Below are 23,724 nucleotides of genomic sequence, written 5' to 3'. Positions count from 1 at the left end.
GGTGAGATTACGGGTCGGCGCGCGCGGGCGCCGCCCCCTGGGGAGAACCGGACCCGATCGGCCTGGCGGATCCGACGCGATGGCGGGAAAGCGCCATGTGCACATCACGTAACGGTCAACTCTCCACAAACAACAGTCATATACGCAATGCTCAGCGGTCATCCGGTACCGAATTTCGAACCGTTCACGATTCCGGACCTTTACCCACTTCACAGGGATGCTGAATGACCACTGAATCCCCGCGCCCCATACCCGGGGCGAGACGCACGGCCCGAATAGCGGCGGCGGCCGGCCTGGTGGCCGCGCTCGTCACGGCGGGCGCAGCCCCGGCCTTCGCCACCACCGGCGGCAACGGCCCGACGACCGCGCCCCCGGTCAAGACCGCTCCGGCCAAGACCGCCGACGACAAGCTCGGCAAGGCCGACGAGCAGCGTCTCGCCGAGGCGCAGGCCAAGGGCGAGAAGAGCGTCACCGTCATGGTGGCGACCGCCCCGGGTGCCACGTCCGACGTCACCGAGCAGCTGCACGCGGTCGCGGGGGCGACCGTGGGCAAGCAGGACGACAAGCTCGGATACGTCCGCGCGACCCTGCCGACGGCCAAGGCCGAGGCCGCCCTGAAGGCCGCCGCGAAGCTGCCCTCGGTGCACGGCATCGACCTCAAGCAGGACATCCAGCTGGACGACCCGACCCCGTCGGGCGACACCTCGAAGTCCGCCAAGCAGCTGCGCACCTCGGGCAGTTACCCGGCGCCGGGCAAGGACACGCCCGCGAAGAACCCGTACAACCCGAACTTCGAGACGGGTGCGGTCGACTTCGTGAAGCAGCACCCGCAGGCGGACGGCCGCGGGGTCACCATCGGCATCCTGGACTCCGGCGTCGACCTCGGCCACCCGGCGCTCCAGAAGACCACCACCGGCGAGCGCAAGATCGTCGACTGGGTCACCTCGACCGACCCGGTGCAGGACAACGACGGCACCTGGCTGCGCGCCAACACCGCCGTCTCCGGACCGACGTTCACGGCCGGCGGCAAGACGTGGAAGGCCCCGGCGGGCTCCTACGACTTCTCCACCTTCGCCGAGAAGGTCACCAAGGGCGGCGACGCGGCCGGTGACCTGAACCGGGACGGCGACACCACCGACAGCTGGGGCGTGCTCTACGACCCGGCCGCCGGCACGGTCCGGGTGGACCTGAACAACAACAACGACTTCTCGGACGACGCTCCGCTGAAGCCGTACAAGGACGGCTACCAGGTCGGCTACTTCGGTACCGACAACCCGGCGACCGACGTCGTCGAGCGGGTGCCGTTCACCGTGGAGATCCGCAAGAACGTCGTCTACGACGCGGCCGGACACACCTCGGACTACGTCAACATCGGCGTCATCGAGTCCGAGCACGGCACCCACGTCGCGGGCATCACCTCCGCGAACGGCCTGTTCGGCGGCAAGATGAGCGGTGCCGCGCCCGGCGCGAAGATCGTCTCCTCGCGCGCCTGCAACTGGGACGGCGGCTGCACCAACATCGCGCTGACCGAGGGCATGATCGACCTCGTCACCAACCGCCACGTCGACATCGTGAACATGTCGATCGGCGGTCTGCCGGCGCTCAACGACGGCAACAACGCGCGCGCCGAGCTCTACAAGCGCCTCATCGACACCTACGGCGTCCAGCTGGTCATCTCGGCCGGCAACGACGGCCCGGGCGTCAACACCATCGGTGACCCCGGCCTCGCCGACCACGTCATCTCCGTCGGCGCGAGCATCTCCAAGGAGACCTGGGCCGCCAACTACGGCTCCGGCGTCTCCACGGACTACCAGATGATGCCGTTCTCCTCGCGCGGCCCGCGTGAGGACGGCGGCTTCACGCCGACCCTCAGCGCCCCGGGCGCGGCCATCAACTCCACCCAGACCTGGCTGCCCGGCAGCCCGGTCAAGGAGTCGGGCTACGACCTGCCGGCCGGCTACTCGATGCTCCAGGGCACCTCGATGGCCTCCCCGCAGGCCGCCGGCGCCTCGGCGCTGCTGATCTCGGCCGCCAAGCAGCAGGGCATCGACCTGCCGCCGGCCGACCTGCGCACCGCGCTGACCTCGACGGCCAAGCACATCAAGGGCACCCAGTCCTACGCCGAGGGTGCCGGTCTCATCAACATCGTGGGCGCCTGGGACGCGATCAAGGAGACCGCGAAGAAGCACGCTCCCGCGCACGAGTACACGGTCACCGCGCCGGTCTCCAGCGCGCTCGGCTTCGCCCTCAAGACCCCGAACGTCGGCACCGGCATCTACGACCGCGAGAGCGGTCTGAAGGCCGGGCAGAAGAAGACGTACGACGTCACGGTCACCCGCACCACGGGCCCCGACAAGAACGTCAAGCACAAGCTGTCGCTGAAGAACGACGACGGCACGTTCAAGGTGCTCGGTGACAAGGAGGTGGGCCTGCCGCTCGGCAAGCCCGTCACCGTCAAGGTGCAGGCGCAGCCGAAGTCCGGCGGCGTGCACAGCGCGATCCTCCAGGTCGACGACCCGAAGACGGTCGGCGTGGACCAGCAGGTCATGGCCACCGTCGTCGTCGCCAGCCCGATCGCGGGCCCCGGCTACACCTTCTCGGCGTCCTCGACGGTCCAGCGCAACTCGACCAAGTCGTACTTCGTGAACGTCCCGGCGGGCGCGCAGAACCTGGAAGTCCGCATGAGCGCGCTGCGCTCGGGCAGCCAGACCCGCTTCATCTCGATCCACCCCTACGGTGTGGCGGTGGACCCGACGGGCACGCCGAACTGCTACCCGAACTACGACAACCCGGCCAACACCTGCCGCCCCGACCTGCGTTCGTACGCGAACCCGCAGGCCGGCGTCTGGGAGATCGAGGTCGAGGCCCGTCGTACGTCGCCGTACCTGGACAACTCCTTCAAGCTGGACGCCTCGGTGCTCGGCGTCTCCTTCGACCCGGCCACTCAGACGGTGCCCGAGGCGAAGGTCGGCACCCCGGCCCCCGTGCAGTGGAAGGTGACCAACAACTTCGCGGCCCTGGAGGGCAAGCTGCGGGGCGGCTCGCTCGGCTCCGCGAAGGTCGCCACTCCCACCATCAAGACCGGTGAGACGCAGACCAGCACGGTCACCATCGGTGCGGGCGTCGAGCACCTGGACGTCTCCATCGGCGGCACCTCGGACGCGGGCGCCGACCTCGACCTGTACGTCCTGGACGCGAGCGGCAAGGCGGTCGCCCAGTCCACGACGAGCAGCGCCAACGAGTCGGTCACCGTGGTCAAGCCGGCCGCGGGCACGTACACGATCCAGGTCGCGGGCTACGCGGTCCCGTCCGGCTCGACGACGTACGCCTACAAGGACGTGTACTTCGCGCCCTCGCTCGGCACCGTCAAGGTCGACGACACCAAGACCGTCAAGCTGGCGGGCGGCGCCTCCGCGCAGGTGGCGGCGGACGTCGTCGTGGCGGGCGCGGCTCCCGAGGGACGTCAGTTCTTCGGCACCGTGCAGCTCGTGAACGAGCGCGGCACCGCGGCGGGCACCGGCAGCGTGCTCATCGGGAAGGTCACTCAGTAGCACTCCGTGCGAACGACGGCGGGGCGGGCGCTCATCACGAGCACCCGCCCCGCCTTTTCCTGTCCGCCGTGCGCGTCTTCCTGTCGCCGTACGCGTCGGCTCAGTGCTTCAGCGAGCTCAGGTCGTAGGCGTAGGTGCCGACCGCCTGGGCGATGACGTCGATGTTGAGGTCGAAGTACTTCTTGTCGATGTTCTTCAACGTGTCGCCCGCGGCATGGTAGTTGGGGTCGAAGGCCTCCCCGGCCTTCCCGCCCCACTTCCTGGCCTGCTCGGGCGTCTTGATCTCCTCGGCGCCGGTGTAGGTGCCGCCGGCCGGGATGCCGACCGCGATGAAGGGGCCGTAGTCGGAGCGGCCGTCGAAGTCGTAGCCCTCGTGCTGGACGTGCCGCTTGTCGAGGTAGCCGTTGATCAGAGCCTCGATCTCCGCCGAACCCGCCGGGCCGGGGCCCGCTCCCTTCCTGTCGGAGTCGTCGCCGTCGTAGACGAGCTGGGCGGCGTTGGGCGAGGCGATCATGTCGAAGTTCAGATAGAGCTTGATCTGCTTCTGCTGCTCGGCGGTGAGGTTCTTCACGTAGTGCTCGGAGCCGAGCAGGCCGAGCTCCTCGCCGGACCACCAGGAGAACCGCACCTTGTTGGGGAGCCGCTTGGGGTGGTTCCGGGTCTGCTTGGTCTCCTTGGCGAGCTTGAGGGCGACTTCGAGCAGGCCGGCCGAGCCGGAGCCGTTGTCGTTGATGCCGGGCCCGGCGGGCACCGAGTCGAGGTGGCTGCCGAGCGCGACCACGCTGTCGGGGTCGCCGGTGCGGGTCTCGGCGATCACATTGCGGGTCTTCTTGGCGATGTTCTCGGTGGCCACGTCCAGGGTGACCTCGACCGGGCCCTTGGCGAGCCGCCCGGCGAGCGCCTCCCCGTCGGCCAGGCCGATCCCGGCGGCCGGGATGTGGGCGTTGTCCGGCGATTCGACGGTGCCCTGCACCGGCTCGGTCCCGGAGTGGTTGTAGACGATGATGCCGGCCGCGCCCGCCTTCGCGGCGACGGCCTCCTTCTCCTGGAAGGTGCAGCTGCCGCGCTTCACCAGAGCGATCTTCCCGGTGAAGGTGTCCGAGGCGTAGTCGTCGAGCGAGCAGCCCGGGGTGTCGTCGACGCGGGCCGCCCTCAGCTGGGCGGTGAGGCCTCCGGCCGGGGTCGACTTGCTGAACTTGTAGGCGGCGGTGGGCAGTTGGCGTCCGCCCACGGTCAGCTTCTGGCGCAGGGTCTTCGACTCGTAGAACGTGAAGTCCTGGTACGAGACGTCGTAGCCGGCCCGCTTCAGCTGCCCGTACACATAGGCGGCCGAGGCGTCGTAGCCGGGGGTGCCCGCGGCCCGGTTGCCGCCGTTGGCGTCGGCGATCTTCTGGAAGGCCTCCAGGTGACGGTAGGCGCTCTCCCCGGACGCCTCCTCGACCAGCTTCCCGGCCAGCTTCCTGGCCAGGCGCTGGTCGTGCTGGCCGTGCTGGTCGTGCGCCCCCCGGGCGACGGCGGGCGTCGCCAGGGACAGGAGCACCGGGGCGGCCGCGAGGGCGGCTATGGTCCGGCTGCGACGGGATACGGGCACGGGAAATCCTCCGGAATGCGGTGCGGTGTCGCCGATGATCGACCGGCTTGCCAGGACCGTAGCCAGCAAAAACGGCTCCACCGGGCATTTCGGGGCGGATGCAACACGGATGCCATGGACTTGTCACAAGTGGGCAGGTGTCCCACACCCCGGACAATGGATTGGACAAGTCCGCCGGGCGCCGACGCATCATGGATGTGCCGGAGTCGTAAAGAGACCACGTGAGCTGCACGTGAGCACCAAAGGAGTCACCGTGAGGGTCGGAATCGTCGGAGCCACCGGGCAGGTCGGCTCAGTCATGCGCAAGATCCTCGTCGAGCGGGACTTCCCGGTCGACGAGCTGCGCCTGTTCGCCTCCGCGCGCTCCGCCGGCACGGTCCTGGACGGCGTGACGGTCGAGGACGCCTCCACCGCCGACTACTCGGGCCTGGACATCGTGCTGTTCTCGGCGGGCGGCGCCACCTCGCGCGCCCTGGCCGAGAAGGTGGCCTCGCAGGGCCCCGTCGTGATCGACAACTCCTCCGCCTGGCGTGGTCACCCCGAGGTCCCCCTCGTGGTCTCCGAGGTCAACCCGCACGCGGTCAAGGACCGGCCCAAGGGCATCATCGCCAACCCGAACTGCACCACGATGGCCGCGATGCCGGTGCTGCGCCCGCTGCACGACGAGGCCGGCCTCACCGCGCTGGTCGCCACCACCTACCAGGCCGTCTCCGGCTCGGGCCTGGCGGGCGTGGCCGAGCTGCACACCCAGGCGCAGAAGGTCGTCGCCGAGGCCGACCGGCTGACCTTCGACGGCGACGCGGTCGAGTTCCCCGAGCCCGCCGTCTACAAGCGGCCCATCGCCTTCAACGTGCTCCCGCTCGCGGGCAGCATCGTCGACGACGGCTCCTTCGAGACGGACGAGGAGCAGAAGCTCCGCAACGAGTCCCGCAAGATCCTGGAGATCCCGGAGCTGAAGGTGTCCGGCACCTGTGTCCGCGTGCCGGTCTTCTCCGGCCACTCGCTCCAGGTCAACGCCCGCTTCGAGCGCCCGATCAGCGTGGAGCGCGCGTACGAGCTCCTCAAGGACGCCCCCGGCGTCGAGCTCTCCGAGATCCCGACGCCGCTGCAGGCGGCGGGCAAGGACGCGTCGTACGTGGGCCGCATCCGCAACGACGAGACCGTCGAGAACGGTCTCGCGCTCTTCCTCTCCAACGACAACCTCCGCAAGGGCGCCGCGCTGAACGCGGTCCAGATCGCGGAGCTGGTGGCGGCCGAGCTGAAGGGTTAGCCCCTCCATCACACGGCCTCCGCCGGTCTCCAGGGTCCGGCGGAGGCCGTGTGATCAGAGGGCCAGGTGACGCCGTAGTGCGACGTCGATCTCGGCCAAGCGCTGTCGGGGAACCATGCCGACCCGCTGCAGGATCCGCTCAGGAGCGACCGCGCGCACCTGCTCGCACTGGGCTTTGGAATCCTTGGGCAGCCGTGTCTCGTCGGCGCTCAGAAATACCTGGAACGTGAGCACCCGGTTGGTGTTCGAGGTCAGCGGGACCACGGTTACCACGCCCCGGCCGTTGCGCTCGACCGACTGGTTGGCGCCGTCGTTGGAGACCACGACGGCCGGCCTGATCTTGCTCGCCTCACTGCCGCGCGCCGGTTCGAGGTCGACCATGAAGATGTCACCACGTCTCATCGACGATCCCGTCCCCCGTCGTGCGCTCCCAGAGCGCCGCCTCGCCGCTCGCGTCCCATTCCTCGAAGGCCTCGGTGTACTCCGCCTCCAGCTGTGCGGCGCGCAGGAGCTCGATGGCGGCGTGTATCACGGCGGACCGCGAGTCGGCCTCGGTCCTCGTGGCGTACTCGTCGACGAAAGCGACATCCTCCTGCGGAAGGCTCACACTGATCTTCATACCCGCAATGCTACCCAGGGGCGGCCCGCTATGCCACCGCATGCATCCGCCACCGCATGGAAGGATGACCGGAAACGTCACTTAGCAAGGAGATGACCGGGTGCCTGGCACGAATCTGACCCGCGAAGAGGCGCAGCGGCGGGCGGCCCTGCTCACCGTCGACTCGTACGAGATCGAGCTCGACCTGAGCGGCGCACAGGAGGGCGGCACCTACCGGTCCGCGACCACCGTGCGCTTCGATGCTGCCGAGGCCGGGGCGGAGACCTTCATCGATCTGGTCGCGCCGACCGTGCGCGAGGTCGTCCTGAACGGGACCGCGCTGGACGCGGCCGCCGTGTTCAACGACAGCCGGATCGCCCTTTCGGGCCTTGAGGCGGGCCCCAACGAGCTGCGGGTCGTCGCCGACTGCGCCTACACCAACTCCGGTGAGGGCCTGCACCGCTTCGTGGACCCGGTGGACCAACAGGCCTACCTGTACACGCAGTTCGAGGTGCCGGACGCGCGCCGCGTCTTCGCCTCCTTCGAGCAGCCCGACCTGAAGGCGACCTTCCAGTTCACCGTGAAGGCGCCGAGCGGCTGGACGGTCGTCTCCAACTCGCCGTCGCCCGAGCCCAAGGACGACGTCTGGGTCTTCGAGCCGACGCCGCGCATCTCCACGTACATCACCGCGCTCATCGTGGGCCCGTACCACTCGGTGCACTCCTCCTACGAGGGCCCGGACGGGCAGTCGGTGCCGCTGGGCATCTACTGCCGTCCCTCGCTCGCCGAGTTCCTCGACGCGGACGACATCTTCGCGGTGACCCGGCAGGGCTTCGACTGGTTCCAGGAGAAGTTCGACTACGCCTACCCGTTCGCCAAGTACGACCAGCTCTTCGTGCCGGAGTTCAACGCGGGCGCGATGGAGAACGCGGGCGCGGTCACCATCCGCGACCAGTACGTGTTCCGCTCGAAGGTGACGGACGCCGCCTACGAGATGCGCGCCGAGACCATCCTGCACGAGCTCGCCCACATGTGGTTCGGCGACCTGGTCACGATGGAGTGGTGGAACGACCTGTGGCTGAACGAGTCGTTCGCCACCTACACCTCGATCGCCTGCCAGGCGTACGCCGAGGGATCGCGCTGGCCGCACGCGTGGACCACGTTCGCCAACTCGATGAAGACCTGGGCCTACCGCCAGGACCAGCTTCCCTCGACGCACCCGATCATGGCCGACATCCGCGACCTGGACGACGTCCTGGTCAACTTCGACGGCATCACGTACGCCAAGGGCGCCTCGGTGCTCAAGCAGCTCGTCGCCTATGTCGGCATCGACGAGTTCTTCCAGGGCGTGCAGGCCTACTTCAAGGCGCACGCCTTCGGCAACACCCGCCTGCCCGACCTGCTCGGCGCGCTGGAGAAGACCAGCGGGCGTGACCTGAAGACGTGGTCCCGGGCCTGGCTGGAAACGGCCGGCATCAACGTCCTGCGCCCCGAGATCGTGACGGACGAGGCGGGGGCCATCACCTCGTTCACCGTCCTCCAGGAGGCCCCGGCCCTGCCGGCCGGCGCCAAGGGAGAGCCGACGCTGCGCCCCCACCGCATCGCCATCGGCTTCTACGACCTGGACGGCGCGGGCAAGCTGGTCCGTACGAACCGGATCGAGCTGGACATCGAGGCCGCGGCCCGCACCGAGGTCGAGCTGCCCGCCGGTACCCGCCGCCCGGCGGTCGTGCTGCTCAACGACGACGACCTCTCCTACGCGAAGGTCCGCCTGGACGAGGAGTCCCTGCGGGTCGTCACCGAGCACCTCGGCGACTTCGCCGAGTCCCTGCCGCGCGCCCTGTCGTGGGCCTCGGCGTGGGACATGACCCGCGACGGCGAGCTGGCCACGCGCGACTACCTGGCGCTGGTCCTCTCGGGCATCACCAAGGAGTCCGACATCGGTGTGGTGCAGTCCCTGCACCGCCAGGTGAAGCTGGCCATCGACCTGTACGCGGCGCCCGAGTGGCGCGACACGGGCCTGACCCAGTGGACGGACGCGACGCTCGCGCACCTGCGCACCGCCGAGCCGGGCAGCGACCACCAGCTGGCCTGGGCCCGCGCCTTCGCGGCGACGGCCCGTACGCCTCAGCAACTCGACCTGCTCCAGGCGCTGTTGACGGGCGCGGAGGTCATCGAGGGCCTGGCCGTGGACACCGAGCTGCGCTGGGCGTTCGTGCAGCGCCTCGCGGCGACCGGCGTCTTCGACGAGGTGGAGATCGCGGCGGAGCTCGAACTCGACAAGACGGCCGCGGGCGAGCGCCACGCGGCGACCGCGAAGGCCGCGCGCCCGACGCCGGAGGCCAAGGCCGAGGCGTGGGCGTCGGTCGTGGAGGCGGACACGCTCCCGAACGCGGTGCAGGAGGCGGTCATCGGCGGCTTCGTCCAGACCGACCAGCGCGAGCTGCTCGCCCCCTACTCCGAGAAGTTCTTCTCGGCGGTCAAGGGCGTGTGGGAGTCCCGCTCCCACGAGATCGCCCAGCAGATCGCGGTGGGCCTGTACCCCGCGCTCCTGGTCTCCCAGGAGACCCTGGACGCCACGGACGCCTGGCTCGCCTCGGCCGAGCCGAACGCGTCGCTGCGCCGCCTGATCTCGGAGTCCCGAGCGGGCGTCGAGCGAGCCCTGCGGGCCCGGGCGGCGGACGCGGAGGCCTCGGCGTAGCCGTTCGCCCAACGGGGGCGCCTCCTTCGGGGGCGCCCCCGGCCTTCGCAGGACGACGCGAAACGCCTTGACGGCGAACGGCCACGCGACCGTTCCCGTGCGGGACTCCGAGAATTCGGACGGCCCGGCGGTGCTCTTCCGCGCCGAGTCGTTCAGGGCGTTCGTCGACGCGCTCAAGGCGCGCGCTCTCCGACGGAAATGAGGACCGCCCGGCGGACGGGCGTCTGAGCGCAACCGTTCCGCCGGGCGGGAGTCAGGACGGGCTACCGGGGGTCAGCCGGTCAACTCCGTGTAGCGGCGGCGGAGTTCGGCGGCGCCGTCCGCCGTGAGGGCGCCGTGCAGGCGCATCCGGGCCACCCCGCCGTCCGGGAACGCGTCGAGGCGGACGTGCGTCGCCACCGCCTGCGCGGGGAGGCGGAAGCGGTGCAGCGTGTCGGGCTGCAGCCGCGTACGCGGGATGATCTCGAACCACTCGCCCGACTCGCCGTTGCGGCCGCTCAGCGCGATCCACCCCGCCGAGTTCCCCTTCAGGTACGCCGTGTCGATCTCGACCGCCCTGATCGCCCCCTGTGCGACCAGCCGGAAGCGCACCCAGTCGTTGGTGTCGCGGACGCGGCGGCGGCGGTTCTCCCAGCCGTCGTCCATCTTGCGGGAGGTGCCGGGCAGGATGATCTGCGTCGGCGAGGAGTAGAACTTGTCCGAAGCATCCTCGTACGAACCGCCGTTGACGACCGCCACGAGGTCGATCGTGCCGAGCGTGTCGAGCCACTCCGGGTCCGGTACGACCTCGCCGTGCACGCGCAGGCGGGCGACGCCGCCGTCGGGGTGCTGGCAGAGCCGGACGTGGGTGTAGCGGCGGCCGGTGGTGATCTCGAAGCCGTTCTCGGCGTGGCCGCGCACCGGCGTCGGGGCGATGATCTCGTCCCACTTCACGTCGTCCGCGAGGAGCTGTTCGGGGCTGGGCGAGCCCTCGACTGCCGTTGCCTGTACGGAGATTCGCTGCGGGTAGTTGCCGCGGAAGTGCGCCGTGTCGACGACGATCCCCTTGATCACACCGGGTGCGCCGAGCCGGACGAGGGCCCAGTCGTGGTCCTCGGGCGCGGGGAAGACGTGGTCGGCGTCCGCGCCGCGACGGCGACGGGTCTCCCAGCCGTCCATGATCTTGCCCTTGTGCCCGAAGTGCTCCGGGTCGAACACGGCCCGCTCGCGGACGAGGAGGTTCTCGCGCTCGGCGAAGAACTCGTCGTTGGCGGCGATGACTCCCGCGCCGAGCCGGCGGTCCGCGAGATCGACGAGCTCGGTGAAGTCGAAGTCACCGGACCGGTAGTCGGCGTACGGGTCGCCGCCGCCGTAGGGCGCGGCGTCGTTGGCGTGCGGGTCCGCTGCGGATGCGTGGTCTGCGGTGTGCTCGGTGGCGGAAGTCATGCTCCGACTTTCGCCCGCGCTCCAGCTTCACGTCCATCGAAAGTTTTCGTACGGTCTATTCAGCCGAGCTGAACGAATGTGGCAACTAGCTGCCACTTCGCGGAGTCCGCCCGTTCCGCTGCCAGACTCCCGGCATGACCACGACTTCACAAGAGATCACCGCGGCCGCCGCGGGCACCTGGACGCTCGGCGACCTGAGCGTCAACCGGATCGGCTTCGGCACGATGCGGCTGCCGCAGCGGGGGGCCGCACTGCGCGCGGATGCCGTGCCGCGCGATCGCGAGGAGGCGATCGCCGTGCTGCGCAAGGCGGTTGAGCTCGGCGTGAACCACCTCGACACCGCCGCGTTCTACTTCTCCCCGCTGCGCGGCGCGAACGAGCTGATCAACCGGGCGCTCGCCCCGTACGCGGACGACCTCGTGATCACCACCAAGGTCGGGCCCACGCGGGTCCCCTCGGGCGAGTGGGGCGAGCACGCGAGGACGGCCCGGGCGCTGCGCGGGCAGGTCGAGGAGAACCTGCGCCAGCTCGGCCGCGACCACCTGGACGTGGTGAACCTGCGCGTCACCGGCACCGATTCGATCGCCGAGCGCTTCGGCGCGCTCGCCGAGCTGCGCGAGGCCGGGCTACTCCGGCACCTGGGCCTGTCGAACGTGGGCCCCGCCCAGCTGGCGGAGGCGCTGGCCATCGCGCCCGTCGTCTGCGTGCAGAACCCGTACGGGATCGGCGCGCCCGCCGGGCAGGAGGAGATGCTGCGGCTGTGCGGCGAACGGGGCCTCGCGTTCGTGCCGTTCTACGCGATCGCCGGGGCCGGGCGTGAGCGGGGTGCGAGCGGCGCGGAGAGCGAGGAGGTGCTGGCCGTGGCGCGGGAGCGCGGCGTGAGCGCGGCGCAGGTCCGGCTCGCGTGGACCCTGGGACGCGGCCCGCACGTACTGGCCATCCCCGGCACCGGCGACCTCGGCCACCTCGTCGACAACGTGGCGGCGGGCGCGCTGCGGCTGACCGACTCGGAACTCACCCGCTTGAACGCCCTGCACAACGCGGCCACCTGACGAGGAGCCCCCGAGGGCCGCACCTCCCGGGACACCCGATTCCCAACCCCCTCAAGGGGCGCGGGGAACCGCGCGACCAGCCTCGGGCGGGCCCGCACCGAGAGCCCCCCACCCCCAGCGGAGCGTTCACGCGGGGCCCGCGACGTCCCGCAGCGCGCCCAGCACGCGGGCCAGAGCCGGGCCGTCCTCCGCGCCCCGCCGCACCGCCGCCACCACGTGCCGCCGGGGCTGATCCGCGCTGAGTATCCGCGTGACGACGCCCACGCGACGGTCGGCCACGGCCATCCTGGGCACGAGGGCGACCCCCATCCCGGCCTCCACCATGGCCAGGATCGCGGTCCAGCCGGCCGCGCTGTGGGCCTGCTCGGGGACGAATCCGGCCGCCTCGCAGGCCGCCGTGGTGATCTCCGACCAGGGCCCGCTGCCGCCGAAGATCCACGGCTCGTGCGCCAGGTCGGCGAGCCTGAGGCCCGGTTCGGCGGCGAGCGGGTGCCCGGCGGGCAGCGCCACATCGAGGGGGTCGGTGAGCAGGGGCAGGATCGCGAACTTGGGGTCGCGGGCGCTCGGCGCGTGGGCGGCGAGCGACAGCGCGAGGTCCACCGCCCCGGCCGAGAGCAGTTCGAACGCCTCGGCCGCCTCCGCCTCCCGCACCCGTACCTCAAGGGCGGGGTGGCTGCGGCGCAGCCGGCGTACGGCCGGTACGACGAGGGCGGGCACGGCGGTGGAGAACGCCCCGACCCGCACCTCGCCCGCCTCACCCTGGAGGTAGCCCGCCAACTCGGCGTCCGCGCGCTCCAGTTGGGCGAAGACCGCCTCGGCGTGGCGCAGGACGAGATGGGCGGCGTCGGTGAGGCGGACCCGTCGGCCGTGCGCTTCGAGGAGCGTCACGCCGAGCTGCTTGGCGAGGTTGGACAGCTGCTGCGAGACCGCCGATGGCGTCATCAGGAGCACCTCGGCGGTCGCGGTCACGGTGCCCTGCTCGCGCAGGGTCCGCAGGATGTGCAGCTTCTTGATGTCCCACTCGCTCATGGGACGCAACATACCGGCGCCTTCCGGGGGCGGCTCACCTGCGGGATCCCAGGACGACCCCGCCGAGGATGAGCGCCATGCACACCAGCTGCGCCGGGCCCATGGCCTCGCCGAGCAGCGGATAGGAGAGCAGGGCGACGCAGACCGGCTGGAGGTAGTAGACGACTCCGGCGCGGGCGGCGCCGATCAGCGAGATCGCCTTGTTCCAGGCGAAGAACGCGACGGCGGAGGAGAGCACACCGACGTAGAGGAGCGGCCCGACGGTGGCGGGCCGGGCGTCGAAGCCGCCCTGCACCGCGAGGCTGACGCCGTACACCGGGGCGAGCATCAGCGCGCCGAGCACGAAGGTGGTCAACAGGAAGGCGAGCGGGCCGAGTTCGGCCGGGCGGCGGCGAAGGAGCACGCTGTACGAGGCGAAGCTGAGGGCGGCCGCGACCATCCAGAGGTCGCCGGGGGCGAGGTCGAGGCTGAGCGAGCCCTTGCTGACCAGGAGCAGCACCCCGGCCACGGCGACGAGCAGTCCGATGGTGCGCCGGGCGCCGAGGCGGCCGCCGGTGAGGCGCTCGTGGACGGCCATCAGCACGGGCGAGGCGGCCATGATCATGCCCATGTTGCCGGCCGACGTGGAGGTGCCGGCCTGGTTGACGAGGGTGTTGTACACGGTGATGCCGAGCAGCGAGGCCACCGTCAGATAGCCCGAGTTCGCCCGGATCAGGGCCCGTTGGCGCCAGGTCTCGCGGATCGCGAAGGGGGCGACGGCGGCGATCGCGATCAGCCAGCGCCAGAACGCGGCCTGGACGGGCGGCACCGACTCGTGCAGCCCTCGGGCGGCGACGAAGCTCCCGGACCAGACGACCGTCGCGACGGCCGCGAGGGCGAGGCCGAGCCCGGAGGCCTGCCCCACCCTCTTGGCCGCGGTGGCGCGCGGTGTGCTGCGGACTCGGTCCAGGACGGTCACGATGACTCCGTTTCGGGGCGATGGGGGGCGGTCGCGCCCGCCGCGGCGCTTGAGGTGCCCCTACCGTCGCACCGGAGTAACAGTTACGTCCATCGAAAGTTCTGCGGCATTACCTTCAGTAGAACTGAACGGTACGATCTCCTCGACGGGCTTCTTCGGGCCCGTGCCGATCTGTCCGGCGAGGGTGGCGCCGAAGGCGATCGCCATGCCGAGGAGCTGTACGGGAGCGAGCGCCTGGCCGAGTGCCGCCCAGCCGATGACCGCGGCGGTGAGCGGCGAGAGCGGGCCGAGGAAGGTGGCGGAGGTCGCGGTCATCCGGCCGATGCCACGGAACCAGAGCCAGTAGGCGACGGCCGTGTTCACCAGGGCGAGGTAGAGGTATCCGGCGATGTTCCGGCCGTCGAGGGCGGGCGGCGCGCCCTCCACGAAGAGGGCGACCGGAGCGATGAGCAGCCCGCCGGCGGTGAGCTGCCAGCCGGTCAGGACCAGCGGCCCCGCCCCCTCGGGCCGTCCCCAGCGCTTGGTGAACACGGTCCCGGCGGACATCGACGCCGAGGAGCCGAGCGCGGCGACCACCCCGATCGCGTCGAAGGATCCGGCCGCCTTGAGGACGACGAGGCTGACCCCGAGGGCGGCGGCGATGCCGGTGAGCAGGGTGCGCAGGGTGGGCTTCTCGCCGAGGAACAGGGCGGCGAGCCCCGCCACCCACAGCGGCCCGACCGACCCGATCACCGCGGCCATGCCGCCGGGAAGCCGGTAGGCGGAGAGGAAGAGCAGCGGGAAGAACGCCCCGATGTTGAGCGCGCCCAGGACCACCGACCTCCACCACCAGTCCCCTCTCGGCAGGCGCCGGGTCAGGGCGAGCAGCGCGAGGCCGGCGGGCAGCGCGCGCATCATGCCGGTGAACAACGGCCGGTCGGCGGGCAGGAACTGGGTGGTGACGAAGTAGGTGGAGCCCCAGGAGACGGGCGCGAGCGCGGTGAGGGCGACGGTGGTGAGGCGGTTCCGGTTCATGGCTGACTCCCGGTGGGTGAAGTGAGGACGGGGGCGGCTCAGCGGGCGGCGACGACCGGCACCGGGGACGCGGCCCGCACGGCGGTGACCGGCACGGCGGGGGCGACCCGCACGGCCCCGGCGGGCAGCACCCGCTCAAGGCGCACCACGACCACGGCGGCCGTCAGGGACGTCCCTACGAGCAGGGCCCAGGGAAGGCGGCCGTCAACCGTCATCAGCGCGGTGAACAGCGACGGCGCGACGGCGGCGGACAGCGACCAGGACAGCTGGTAGGCCGCGAGGTAGCGGCCCCGCAGCGCCTCGGGCGCGGCGGCCACCGACAGCGCACCGGCCGAGGGGCTGTGGACGAGTTCGCCCAGCGTGTACAGGGCGACGATGACCATCAGGGCCCCGCCGAGCACGATCCCCGAGCCGGGCCGGAAGGTACCGAGCAGGATCTGGGCGGCGAAGGCGGCGGCGAACAGGAGCGAGCCGAGCGCCGCGGAGCGGGTGCGCCGGGCGCCGCGCGCCCGGACCCGGGCGGCGATGACGACCCCGCCCGCCGCGCACATCACGGTGTTCAGCGTGAACGCGGTGCCGGTGATGGCCTGCGGCCCGCGCAGCCAGGTGGTGAGGTACAGCGGGAAGAGGACCGAGAGGGCCGAATAGCCCAGCGCGTTGAGGAAGTTGGCGGCGGTGAGGCCGAGGAAGGGCCGGTCGGCGAAGACCTGCCGGTAGCCGGCGGACGGCTTGGCCGCGTCGGCCGTCGGCACCTGCCGCTCGGCCCGCACGCCCCGCATCAGCAGGGCCGCGAGGGCGAAACTGGCCGCGTTCAGCCAGGCCGCCGCCGTGAACCCGGCGTCCCCCGCGAGGCCGACGACGAGTGAGGCGAGCAGCGAGCCGGCGCCGAGCCCGCCGTTGCGCAGGGCGCGCGAGGAGGCCTGGAGGCGGTCCCGGTCGGCGCCCTGGGCGACCTCGCCGATCAGGGACTGCTGTACGGCGGGGAAGGCCCGGTCGCCGAAGGCGGTGGCGAGCGCGACGGCCGCGAAGGCGGGCAGGGAGTGGGCGAACGGGTAGAGCAGGAAGCCCGTGCCCCGCACCCCGTAGAGCAGCAGCTGCACGCGCTGCGCCCCGTACCGGTCGACCGCCGCCCCCGCGAGCGGCAGCGCGCCGAGCCCGAGCAGTCCGACGACGGTGAGCACGAGGCCGACGGTGGCGAAGGCGAGCCCGGTGACGTGGTGGAAGAAGACGAGGCTGAACGGCACGTACATCCCGGAGCCGGTCGCGTCGACCGCCATCGCGACGAGCATGCGGCGCTCCCCGGCTATGCGGGGGGTGCGGGTACGGCGGCGGGTGCGGAACGTACGCATGGGGGCTCCCGGGCGGGACGGTGGCGGTGGCTGGCGTCGACCGACTGCTCAACTGCTCGACGGAAAGTAGCTTACCTCTAAGCTACTTATCGTCAAGCAACTTTCTTGCGCCCGACCGACCTTGCTCGGATACTGGCTCCCATGACGACGGCAAAGACGACTTCCGCGACTTCTCCGGCTTCCCCGGGCTCTCCGGCTCCGGACGCTGTCGACGCGATCACCGCGCAGTGGGCGGAGGTCCGTCCCGACCTCGAGACGGTGCCGATGGCGGTGTACGGGCGGATCTACCGGATCGCGCGCGCGATGGGCGACCGGATGGACAAGGAGTACGCGCGATTCGGGATCGGGCGCGGCGAGTTCGACGTCATCGCGACGCTGCGGCGCTCGGGCGAGCCGTACACGCTCTCACCGCGTCAGCTCTCGGCGACGCTGATGCTGACGACGGGGGGGATGACGGGGCGCCTGGACAAGCTGGAGAAGGCGGGCCTGCTGCTGCGCAGCCCGGACCCGGCGGATCGGCGGGGGCTCCGGGTGAGTCTCACGGAGAAGGGGCTGCGGTTGGTGGACGAGTCCGTGGCGGCGGGGCTTGCGGCGCAGACGGAGGTTCTGTTTTCCGCGCTGGATCCGGCGGAGACGGCTCAACTCTCGGCGCTGCTGAGGAAGTTGCTGGCGGCGCACTGAGGCGGTGGGTGGGCTTCCGGGGGCTTCGCCCCCGGGCCCCCTTTCTTTCGGCTGCGGACCGTAGGGGCCGTTCACGCGGTTCCCCGCGCCCCCAACTACTTGGTGCCGGCCCGCACCGGGGCATTTCAGCCCGTCCGGCGTCTGAGGCCCCAGGGGCCGGGACGCGGGCATCCCGGGGTCGGGGGTGGAGGGCCGAGCGCCCCCCATCCCCCGCACGCCCGGCGAGGGCTACGCCTTGTTGGGCTTTCGGGACTTGTCCAGGACCATGACCAGGCCCGCGATGATCGCGAACAGCGCGAGCGGCGCGACCACGAACAGACCGATCGTGTCGATCACGCTCAGACCGGACCCCGGATCGTCACCGTCATCGCGCGTGAGCGCAAGCGCCGGGGACGACATGAGCAGCATCATCAGCGTCGTACCGGCTGCTACGGCGCCGGCGCGCAGGGCGTTCTTCTTGTCCACGGTGCAAAGTTAGCGAACGCCTAGGAGGGGCGCGCGCCCGGGGGTGCCGTACGGGGGCCTCCGCCCTCGTCCCCGCCCCGGAACACCCGCATCAGGGCGTGCAGCCGAGGCGACGCCGTGATCGCCTCCAGGGTCAGGGGCTGGGCGTCGGGCCCGGCCACCGGCAGGCGCCAGTTGGGGTACTGGTCCCACGTCCCCGGCAGGTTCTGCGGTCTGCGGTCGCCCACCGCGTCCGGCAGCCACACCCCGACGAGATGCGCGGGCGTACGAAGGAGGAAGCGGTAGACCGCGCGGATCTCGGCCTCCTCGTCGCCGGGGGCGTCCGGGAGCAGACCCAGGCGTTCGAGGTAGCCGAGCCACTCGGACACCTCCGCGCGGGCGGCGCGCTGTTCCGTCGCGAGCGGGCTGGTGAGCAGGCCGAGGCGGTGCCGGAGCTGGACGTGTTCGCCGGTGAGGCGGGCCGCGGTGGACGGCAGGTCGTGGGTGGTGGCGGTGGCCACACAGCCGGGCCGCCAGGATTCGGGGGCCAGGGGCCGGCCCGTACCGGCCCAGTCGCGCTCGAACCAGAGCACGGACGTGCCGAGCACGCCCCGCTCGGCGAGCGCCTCGCGCACGCCGGGTTCGACCGTGCCGAGGTCCTCCCCTATGACGACGGCGCCCGCGCGGTGCGCCTCCAGGGCGAGGACGGCGAGCATCGCCTCGGCGTCGTAGTGGACGTAGGTGCCGGCCGTGGGCGGAAGCCCCTCGGGCACCCACCAGAGCCGGAACAGGCCCATCACGTGGTCGATGCGCAGGGCGCCCGCGTGCCGCAGCAGGTTCCGGAGCAGGCCCCGGTAGGGGGCGTAGCCCGAGGCGGCGAGGACGTCGGGGCGCCAGGGCGGCAGGCCCCAGTCCTGGCCGAGCGCGTTGAAGGCGTCCGGGGGCGCGCCGATGGACATGCCGGGCGCGAAGGCGTCCTGCTGGGCCCAGGCGTCGGCGCCCTCGGGGTGCGCGCCGACCGCGAGGTCGTGGACGAGGCCGAGCGGCATGCCCGCCTCCCGCGCGGCGCGCTGGGCCGCGGCGAGCTGGGCGTCGGTGAGCCAGGCGAGCCAGGAGTGGAAGTGGACGCGGTCGATGAGTTCGCGCCGGGCCCGGCCGGTCGCGGCGGAGCGGGGATCGCGCAGCCCCTCGGGCCAGCGCCGCCAGTGCGGCCCGTACCGCTCGGCGAGCGCGCACCAGGTGGCGTGGTCTTCGAGGGCCTGGCCCTGCTCGGCGAGGAAGTCGCAGTACGCGGCCCGGCGGCCCGGCCCGAGCGGCACCCGGTGCAGGACGTCGAGGGCCTCGCGCTTGAGCTCCCACACGGCGTCCCGGTCGATCAACTCGCCCTTGGTGAGGACCCGTTGGCGCAGGGCGGCGGCGCGTTCGGTCAGCTCGTCGAGCCGGGCGCGGTCGGTGGCGTAGGCGTACTCGGGGATGTCCTCGACGCGCAGGTGGACGGGGTCCGGGAAGCGGCGCGAGGACGGCCGGTAGGGGGACGGATCGGTCGGGGTGCCGGGCACCGCCGCGTGCAGCGGGTTGACCTGCACGAATCCCGAGCCCAGGGTGCGGCCCGACCAGGAGGCGAGCTCGGCGAGGTCGCCGAGGTCCCCCATGCCCCAGGAGCGGCTCGACAGGAGGGAGTAGAGCTGGACGAGGAAGCCGTGGGTGCGGCCCGAGGGCTGCGGCACGGCGCGCGGCGCGACGACGAGCGTCGCGGTCGCGGTGCGGCCGTCCCGGTGGCGTACGTCCAACTGATGTACGCCGAGCGGGAGTTGGTCGACCGGGGTGCCGGTCACCGTCAGCCCGTCGGGGAGGCCAGGGACCGGCCCGTCGCCCCAGCGCACCAGGGTGGGGGGCAGCAGGCGGTTCGCCTCGGCGGCCTCGGCATCGGCCAGGGCCCGGCGGAGCGCGGACGGGGTCGACGCGTCCACGCCGAGCGCGGCGAGGACGGCGACCACCGTGGCGTCCGGCACGTCGACGGTGATGCCCGCCGACGGGGAGTAGGACGTGGCCACGCCGTGCCGGGCGGCGAGCCGGGCCAGGGTCATGGCCTCAGAACCCCGCGGCAGCGGCGACCGGCGTCGGCTCGCTGGTGAGCGGGGGCTCGGCCATGGGGGGCTCGCTGATGAGGGGCTCGGCGTCGGCCATCGGGGGCTCGCTGGTCAGCGGCTGCTCGGGGGCGGGGGCGACCACGGGGGCCTCCAGTTTCGGTGGACGGCAGGAACAGGGATGCCCTACCCAGAGGACGGCCCGCCAGACGTACCGCCGCGCACAAGCTCGTACCGAGTCCATCTCATCAGGCATATCAGACACATCGGCCACCCGCGTTGACACCTTCGGCAGACGGGTGATGGGCTCGTCGCTCACACCACGTCAACGGGCGGTCACGCCGTGTCATGTGAGGGGCGGGCCGTGCACGTCGGTCGCGGAAGGACGGTGACGGCGCTCGCGGCCGCTCTGGTCGGCGGGCTGATCGGTTCGGCGCCCGGGGCGCTCGCCGCCCCCGGGCCCGCCCACACCGCCCTGGATCCGGCCCTGGACGCGGGTCCGCTGCCCGAGGTGTGGCCCCGGCCGCAGTCGATGAGACCCACGGGCGCCCCGGTCGCGGTCGGCGGCGAGGCGGTGCTGCTCGCGGGCCCGGGCGCCGATCCGTACGCCGTCCACGCCGTCGAGGACCTCCTGCGGGCGGCCGGGGTGCGTACCGCGCACCGCCAACTGCCGGGCAGCGGGCCGGTGTTCCGGATCGGCGGGGCCGGGGCGGCGGACGCGTTGCGGGCGCTGCGGGCGCCCGCGCGGGGCGATCTGCCGCCCGGCGGCTACCGGATCGGGGTGGGCCGGGTCGACGGGCGGGACACGGTGGCGCTCGACGGGGCCGGCGAGGACGGCCTGTTCCACGCCGCACAGACCCTGCGCCAGCTGGTCGGCAGGGACGCGCGGGGACAGCGGCGGATCCCGGGCGTCGCGGTGCGCGACTGGCCGGGCACCGCCGTGCGAGGCATCGCGGAAGGGTTCTACGGACCCGCCTGGAACCTCCAACAGCGCCTGGACCAGCTGGACTTCATGGGCCGCACCAAGCAGAACCGCTATCTGTACGCGCCGGGCGACGACCCCTACCGCCAGGCCCGCTGGCGCGAGCCCTACCCCGCCGGGCAGCGGGACGCCTTCCGGGCGCTGGCCGAGCGGGCGGCCCGCAACCATGTGACGGTGGCCTGGGCGGTGGCGCCCGGGCCGGGGATGTGCCTGTCGTCGGACGCGGATGTGGGGCGCCTGAACCGCAAGTTCGACGCGATGTGGGCGCTGGGGGTGCGGGCGTTCCAGTTGCAGTTCCCGGACGTCTCCTACAGCGAGTGGCCTTGCGGCGCGGACGCGGAAACGTTCGGCTCGGGCCCTGGGGCCGCCGCCGCCGCGCACGCCCGGGTGGCCAACGCGGTCGCGGCCCACCTCGCCTCGGCGCACCCCGGCTCCGAGCCGCTCTCGCTCCTCCCGGCCGAGTACTACCAGGACGGTACGACCGACTACCGGGTCGCCCTCGCGAACGCCCTCGCCCCGGGCGTCCAGGTCGCCTGGACCGGGGTCGGGGTCGTGCCGAAGACCATCACCGGGGCCCAACTGGCGCTCACCCGGGCCGCGTTCGGCCATCCGCTCCTGACCATGGACAACTATCCGGTCAACGACTACGCGCCGGGCCGGGTCTTCCTCGGCCCGTACACCGGCCGCGAGCCGGCCGTCGCGGAGGGCTCGGCGGCGCTGCTCGCCAGTGCGATGCGGCAGCCCGCCGCGTCCCGCGTCCCGCTGTTCACGGCGGCCGACTACGCCTGGAATCCGCGCGCCTACCGGCCGCAGCGGTCCTGGCGGGCCGCCGTCGACGATCTGGCGGGCGGCGATCCGGGGGTGCGCGAGGCGCTGGGGGCGGTGGCGGGCAACGACGCCTCGTCGGTGCTCGGGGGCCCCGAGTCGGCGTACCTGCGGCCGTTCGTGGCCGCCTTCTGGACGGCGCGCCCCGGCCCGGACGCGGTGGCGCGCGATCGTGCGGCCGGGGAGCTGCGGGCCGCGTTCACGGTGCTGCGGCAGGCTCGGCAGCGGCTCGCCCAGCAGGAGGTGGGGGCCGAACTGGCGCCCTGGCTGGACCAGTTGGCGCGGTACGGGCGGGCCGGTGAGCTCGCCGTCGATGTGCTGAGGGCCCAGTCGGCGGGCGACGGCGCGGCGGCCTGGCGGGCCTCCCTCGCGCTGGCCCCGCTGCGGGACGAGATCAAGGACGCCCCGGTCACCGTCGGCGAGGGAATCCTGGACGCGTTCCTGGACCGGGCGGGCCGGGCGGCCGACGCCTGGACCGGCGCGGACCATCCGCCGGCCGGCGTCACCAGGTCGCCGGACGCCCACACGGTCGCGTTCGACGCCGCCCGCCCGGTCCTGGCCCTGACCGTCCTGGCCGAGCCCGGCACCACGGGCGAGGTCCAGGCGCACGTCCCGGGCGAGGACTGGCACACCCTGGGCCCGCTCGACGCCTCCGGGTGGACCCAGCTCGCGGCGCGCGGGGTACGGGCGGACGCGGTACGGGTCCACGGCGGCGCCTCCGGCGTGCGGCGTCTGGTGCCCTGGTACGCGGACGAGCCCCGGGCCCATCTCGCGCTCGGCGGCACCCCGGTGGACGCCGAGATCGGCGGGGCGGCCCGGCGCGTCACCGCCTCGGTCGCGGCGATGGGGCCGGCGGCGGTGCGGGGCGCGCTGACCGCGAAGGCGCCCCGGGGCATCGCGGTGCGCCTGCCCCGGGACACGGCGGTGGCCCGTGGGACCAGTGCGGACGTGCCGGTCGAGGTGAGGGTGGCCCGGGGCACGCCCGCGGGCACCTACCGGGTGCCGCTGTTCTTCGCGGGCCGGGAGGCCACCCTGACCGTGCGGGCCTTCCCGCGTACCGGCGGGCCCGATCTGATCGCGGGGGCGAAGGCGACCTCGTCCGGGGACGCGGACGCCGCCTCCCCGGCGCGGGCCGCGGCCGACGGCGACCCGGCGAGCCGCTGGACCGCGCCGCCGGGGGACGGCGCCTGGTGGCAGGCCGAGCTCGCGGGTCCCGCACGGGTCGGCAAGGTGGTGCTCCAGTGGCGGGGCGCCGGTGCCGGGCACTATGCGGTGCGGGTGTCGTCCGACGGGCGTAGCTGGCGTACGGCGGCGACGGTAGTGGGCGGCCGGGGCGGGCGTGAGGCGGTGCCGCTGGACGCGCCGGACGCTCGTTTCATCCGGGTCCAGGTGGGGGGACGGCCGTCCGGCGCGGACTGTTCGCTGTGGTCGGTGGAGGCGTACGCCGTCGGGGGCTGAGCCCCGGGACGACGGGGTCCCGGGGACGACAGGCCCCGGGAACGACAGGGCCCGGATCGCTTCAGGCGGAGATGCCGTCGATCCGGGCCAGGGCGTCATCGGCGCCGAAGGGTTGGAGGTAGGGCAGCCAGCGCGGGTCGCGGTGGCCCGTGCCGATGATCCGCCAGGCGAGGCCGGTGGGCGGGGCGGGCTGGTGGCGAAGGCGCCAGCCCAGCTCCAGGAGGTGGCGGTCCGCCTTGACGTGGTTGCAGCGCCGGCAGGCGGCGACGACGTTCTCCCAGGCGTGCTGGCCGCCACGGCTGCGCGGGATGACGTGGTCGACGCTGGTTGCGACGCCACCGCAGTACATGCAGCGGCCACCGTCCCGGGCGAACAGGGCACGGCGGGTCAGTGGAACGGGCCCCCGGTAGGGGACCCGCACGAACCTCTTGAGCCGGACGACACTGGGCGCGGCCACGGCCCGGGTCGCACTGTGCAGGAAGGCGCCGGACTCCTCGAGGCTGACGGCCTTGTTTTCGAGGACGAGGACGAGCGCGCGGCGGAGCGGTACGACGCCGAGGGGCTCGTACGACGCGTTGAGGACCAGGACGTGCGGCACGGGTGCCTCCTATTACGCCGGCGGCGCGTGGCTCGCGCCGGGACGATCTGCTCTCCAGTCTCTCCTCATGCCTGGTCGAAGCGCCACCACGTCCGGGTAACGGGCTCGAAG

At 72.5% G+C, this 23,724-nt stretch carries 19 protein-coding genes; 7 read left to right on the top strand and 12 right to left on the bottom strand.

Annotation, left to right across the window (positions count from 1 at the left end; translation table 11 throughout):
• The first annotated feature begins 224 nt into the window (after positions 1-224).
• Positions 225-3,551, top strand: coding sequence for a S8 family serine peptidase (locus ACFYZA_RS07960; RefSeq protein ID WP_388488419.1), 3,327 nt, complete (start codon positions 225-227; stop codon positions 3,549-3,551).
• Between the two features lie 100 nt (positions 3,552-3,651).
• Here ACFYZA_RS07960 and ACFYZA_RS07955 read toward each other — a convergent pair whose 3' ends face one another.
• A complete protein-coding gene (locus ACFYZA_RS07955) occupies positions 3,652-5,142 on the bottom strand; it encodes a M28 family metallopeptidase (RefSeq protein WP_388488417.1) in 1,491 nt (496 codons plus the stop codon).
• 253 nt (positions 5,143-5,395) lie between these two features.
• On the opposite strand from ACFYZA_RS07955, the gene ACFYZA_RS07950 reads away from it, so the two are divergent.
• Positions 5,396-6,412, top strand: a complete 1,017-nt coding sequence (locus tag ACFYZA_RS07950; RefSeq protein WP_382588475.1) for an aspartate-semialdehyde dehydrogenase — start codon at positions 5,396-5,398, stop codon at positions 6,410-6,412.
• A 54-nt stretch (positions 6,413-6,466) separates the two neighbouring features.
• On the opposite strand, the gene ACFYZA_RS07945 is transcribed toward ACFYZA_RS07950, so the two are convergent.
• Both ACFYZA_RS07945 and ACFYZA_RS07940 read right to left on the bottom strand, forming a co-directional pair.
• Positions 6,467-6,814, bottom strand: coding sequence for a type II toxin-antitoxin system PemK/MazF family toxin (locus ACFYZA_RS07945; protein ID WP_388488413.1), 348 nt, complete (start codon positions 6,812-6,814; stop codon positions 6,467-6,469).
• Positions 6,801-7,031, bottom strand: coding sequence for a ribbon-helix-helix domain-containing protein (locus ACFYZA_RS07940; protein WP_382588471.1), 231 nt, complete (start codon positions 7,029-7,031; stop codon positions 6,801-6,803). The genes ACFYZA_RS07945 and ACFYZA_RS07940 overlap by 14 nt, the downstream gene beginning before the upstream one ends.
• A 100-nt stretch (positions 7,032-7,131) precedes the next feature.
• Between ACFYZA_RS07940 and pepN the strand changes: the two genes are divergently transcribed.
• Both pepN and ACFYZA_RS07930 read left to right on the top strand, forming a co-directional pair.
• Entirely contained in the window at positions 7,132-9,711 is a 2,580-nt protein-coding gene (gene pepN / locus ACFYZA_RS07935; protein ID WP_388488410.1) for an aminopeptidase N, read from the top strand.
• A gap of 67 nt (positions 9,712-9,778) precedes the next feature.
• Positions 9,779-9,913, top strand: a complete 135-nt coding sequence (locus ACFYZA_RS07930; RefSeq protein ID WP_388488408.1) for a DUF397 domain-containing protein — start codon at positions 9,779-9,781, stop codon at positions 9,911-9,913.
• A gap of 71 nt (positions 9,914-9,984) precedes the next feature.
• Here the strand turns inward: ACFYZA_RS07930 and alc are convergent, their stop codons facing one another.
• Positions 9,985-11,136: an allantoicase gene (gene alc / locus ACFYZA_RS07925; RefSeq protein WP_388488405.1), complete on the bottom strand. Its 1,152-nt coding sequence runs from the start codon at positions 11,134-11,136 to the stop codon at positions 9,985-9,987.
• Between the two features lie 134 nt (positions 11,137-11,270).
• On the opposite strand from alc, the gene ACFYZA_RS07920 reads away from it, so the two are divergent.
• Positions 11,271-12,188 (top strand): aldo/keto reductase, encoded by a 918-nt coding sequence (locus ACFYZA_RS07920; RefSeq protein WP_388488403.1) that lies wholly within the window; start codon positions 11,271-11,273, stop codon positions 12,186-12,188.
• Between the two features lie 126 nt (positions 12,189-12,314).
• Here the strand turns inward: ACFYZA_RS07920 and ACFYZA_RS07915 are convergent, their stop codons facing one another.
• The 4 genes from ACFYZA_RS07915 to ACFYZA_RS07900 all read right to left on the bottom strand — a co-directional run bounded on the left by ACFYZA_RS07915 (position 12,315) and on the right by ACFYZA_RS07900 (position 16,538).
• Entirely contained in the window at positions 12,315-13,217 is a 903-nt protein-coding gene (locus ACFYZA_RS07915; RefSeq protein ID WP_382588461.1) for a LysR family transcriptional regulator, read from the bottom strand.
• Between the two features lie 34 nt (positions 13,218-13,251).
• Positions 13,252-14,166 carry a DMT family transporter gene (locus tag ACFYZA_RS07910; protein ID WP_388489387.1) on the bottom strand — a complete coding sequence of 305 codons (915 nt, stop codon included), beginning with the start codon at positions 14,164-14,166 and terminating at the stop codon, positions 13,252-13,254.
• Positions 14,167-14,235: 69 nt separating this feature from the next.
• The gene (locus tag ACFYZA_RS07905) at positions 14,236-15,189 is read right to left on the bottom strand and encodes an EamA family transporter (RefSeq protein WP_388488401.1); all 954 of its coding nucleotides are present in this window, start codon (positions 15,187-15,189) and stop codon (positions 14,236-14,238) included.
• A 38-nt stretch (positions 15,190-15,227) separates the two neighbouring features.
• Positions 15,228-16,538 carry an MFS transporter gene (locus tag ACFYZA_RS07900; RefSeq protein WP_388488399.1) on the bottom strand — a complete coding sequence of 437 codons (1,311 nt, stop codon included), beginning with the start codon at positions 16,536-16,538 and terminating at the stop codon, positions 15,228-15,230.
• 141 nt (positions 16,539-16,679) lie between these two features.
• Here ACFYZA_RS07900 and ACFYZA_RS07895 point away from each other — a divergent pair, with 141 nt between their 5' ends.
• Positions 16,680-17,219 carry a MarR family winged helix-turn-helix transcriptional regulator gene (locus tag ACFYZA_RS07895; RefSeq protein WP_388488397.1) on the top strand — a complete coding sequence of 180 codons (540 nt, stop codon included), beginning with the start codon at positions 16,680-16,682 and terminating at the stop codon, positions 17,217-17,219.
• Positions 17,220-17,447: 228 nt separating this feature from the next.
• Here ACFYZA_RS07895 and ACFYZA_RS07890 read toward each other — a convergent pair whose 3' ends face one another.
• Genes ACFYZA_RS07890 through ACFYZA_RS07880 form a run of 3 tightly spaced genes read right to left on the bottom strand, consistent with a single transcriptional unit; the run spans position 17,448 to position 19,895 of the window.
• Positions 17,448-17,684: a hypothetical protein gene (locus ACFYZA_RS07890; RefSeq protein WP_382588451.1), complete on the bottom strand. Its 237-nt coding sequence runs from the start codon at positions 17,682-17,684 to the stop codon at positions 17,448-17,450.
• Positions 17,685-17,704: 20 nt separating this feature from the next.
• Positions 17,705-19,750: a 4-alpha-glucanotransferase gene (malQ, locus tag ACFYZA_RS07885; protein WP_388488394.1), complete on the bottom strand. Its 2,046-nt coding sequence runs from the start codon at positions 19,748-19,750 to the stop codon at positions 17,705-17,707.
• A gap of 4 nt (positions 19,751-19,754) precedes the next feature.
• Positions 19,755-19,895 (bottom strand): hypothetical protein, encoded by a 141-nt coding sequence (locus ACFYZA_RS07880; protein ID WP_382588585.1) that lies wholly within the window; start codon positions 19,893-19,895, stop codon positions 19,755-19,757.
• 219 nt (positions 19,896-20,114) lie between these two features.
• Between ACFYZA_RS07880 and ACFYZA_RS07875 the strand changes: the two genes are divergently transcribed.
• On the top strand, positions 20,115-23,015 hold the full coding sequence (locus tag ACFYZA_RS07875) for a beta-N-acetylglucosaminidase domain-containing protein (protein ID WP_388488391.1): 2,901 nt from the start codon (positions 20,115-20,117) through the stop codon (positions 23,013-23,015).
• 61 nt (positions 23,016-23,076) lie between these two features.
• Here the strand turns inward: ACFYZA_RS07875 and ACFYZA_RS07870 are convergent, their stop codons facing one another.
• A complete protein-coding gene (locus ACFYZA_RS07870) occupies positions 23,077-23,613 on the bottom strand; it encodes an HNH endonuclease (protein ID WP_100579663.1) in 537 nt (178 codons plus the stop codon).
• Between the last annotated feature and the right edge of the window lie 111 nt (positions 23,614-23,724).

Origin of the sequence: Streptomyces sp. NPDC001828, from assembly GCF_042892175.1 — a bacterium.
In the GTDB taxonomy this organism is placed as follows: domain Bacteria; phylum Actinomycetota; class Actinomycetes; order Streptomycetales; family Streptomycetaceae; genus Streptomyces.
This window is presented reverse-complemented; position numbering and strand designations above follow the sequence as displayed.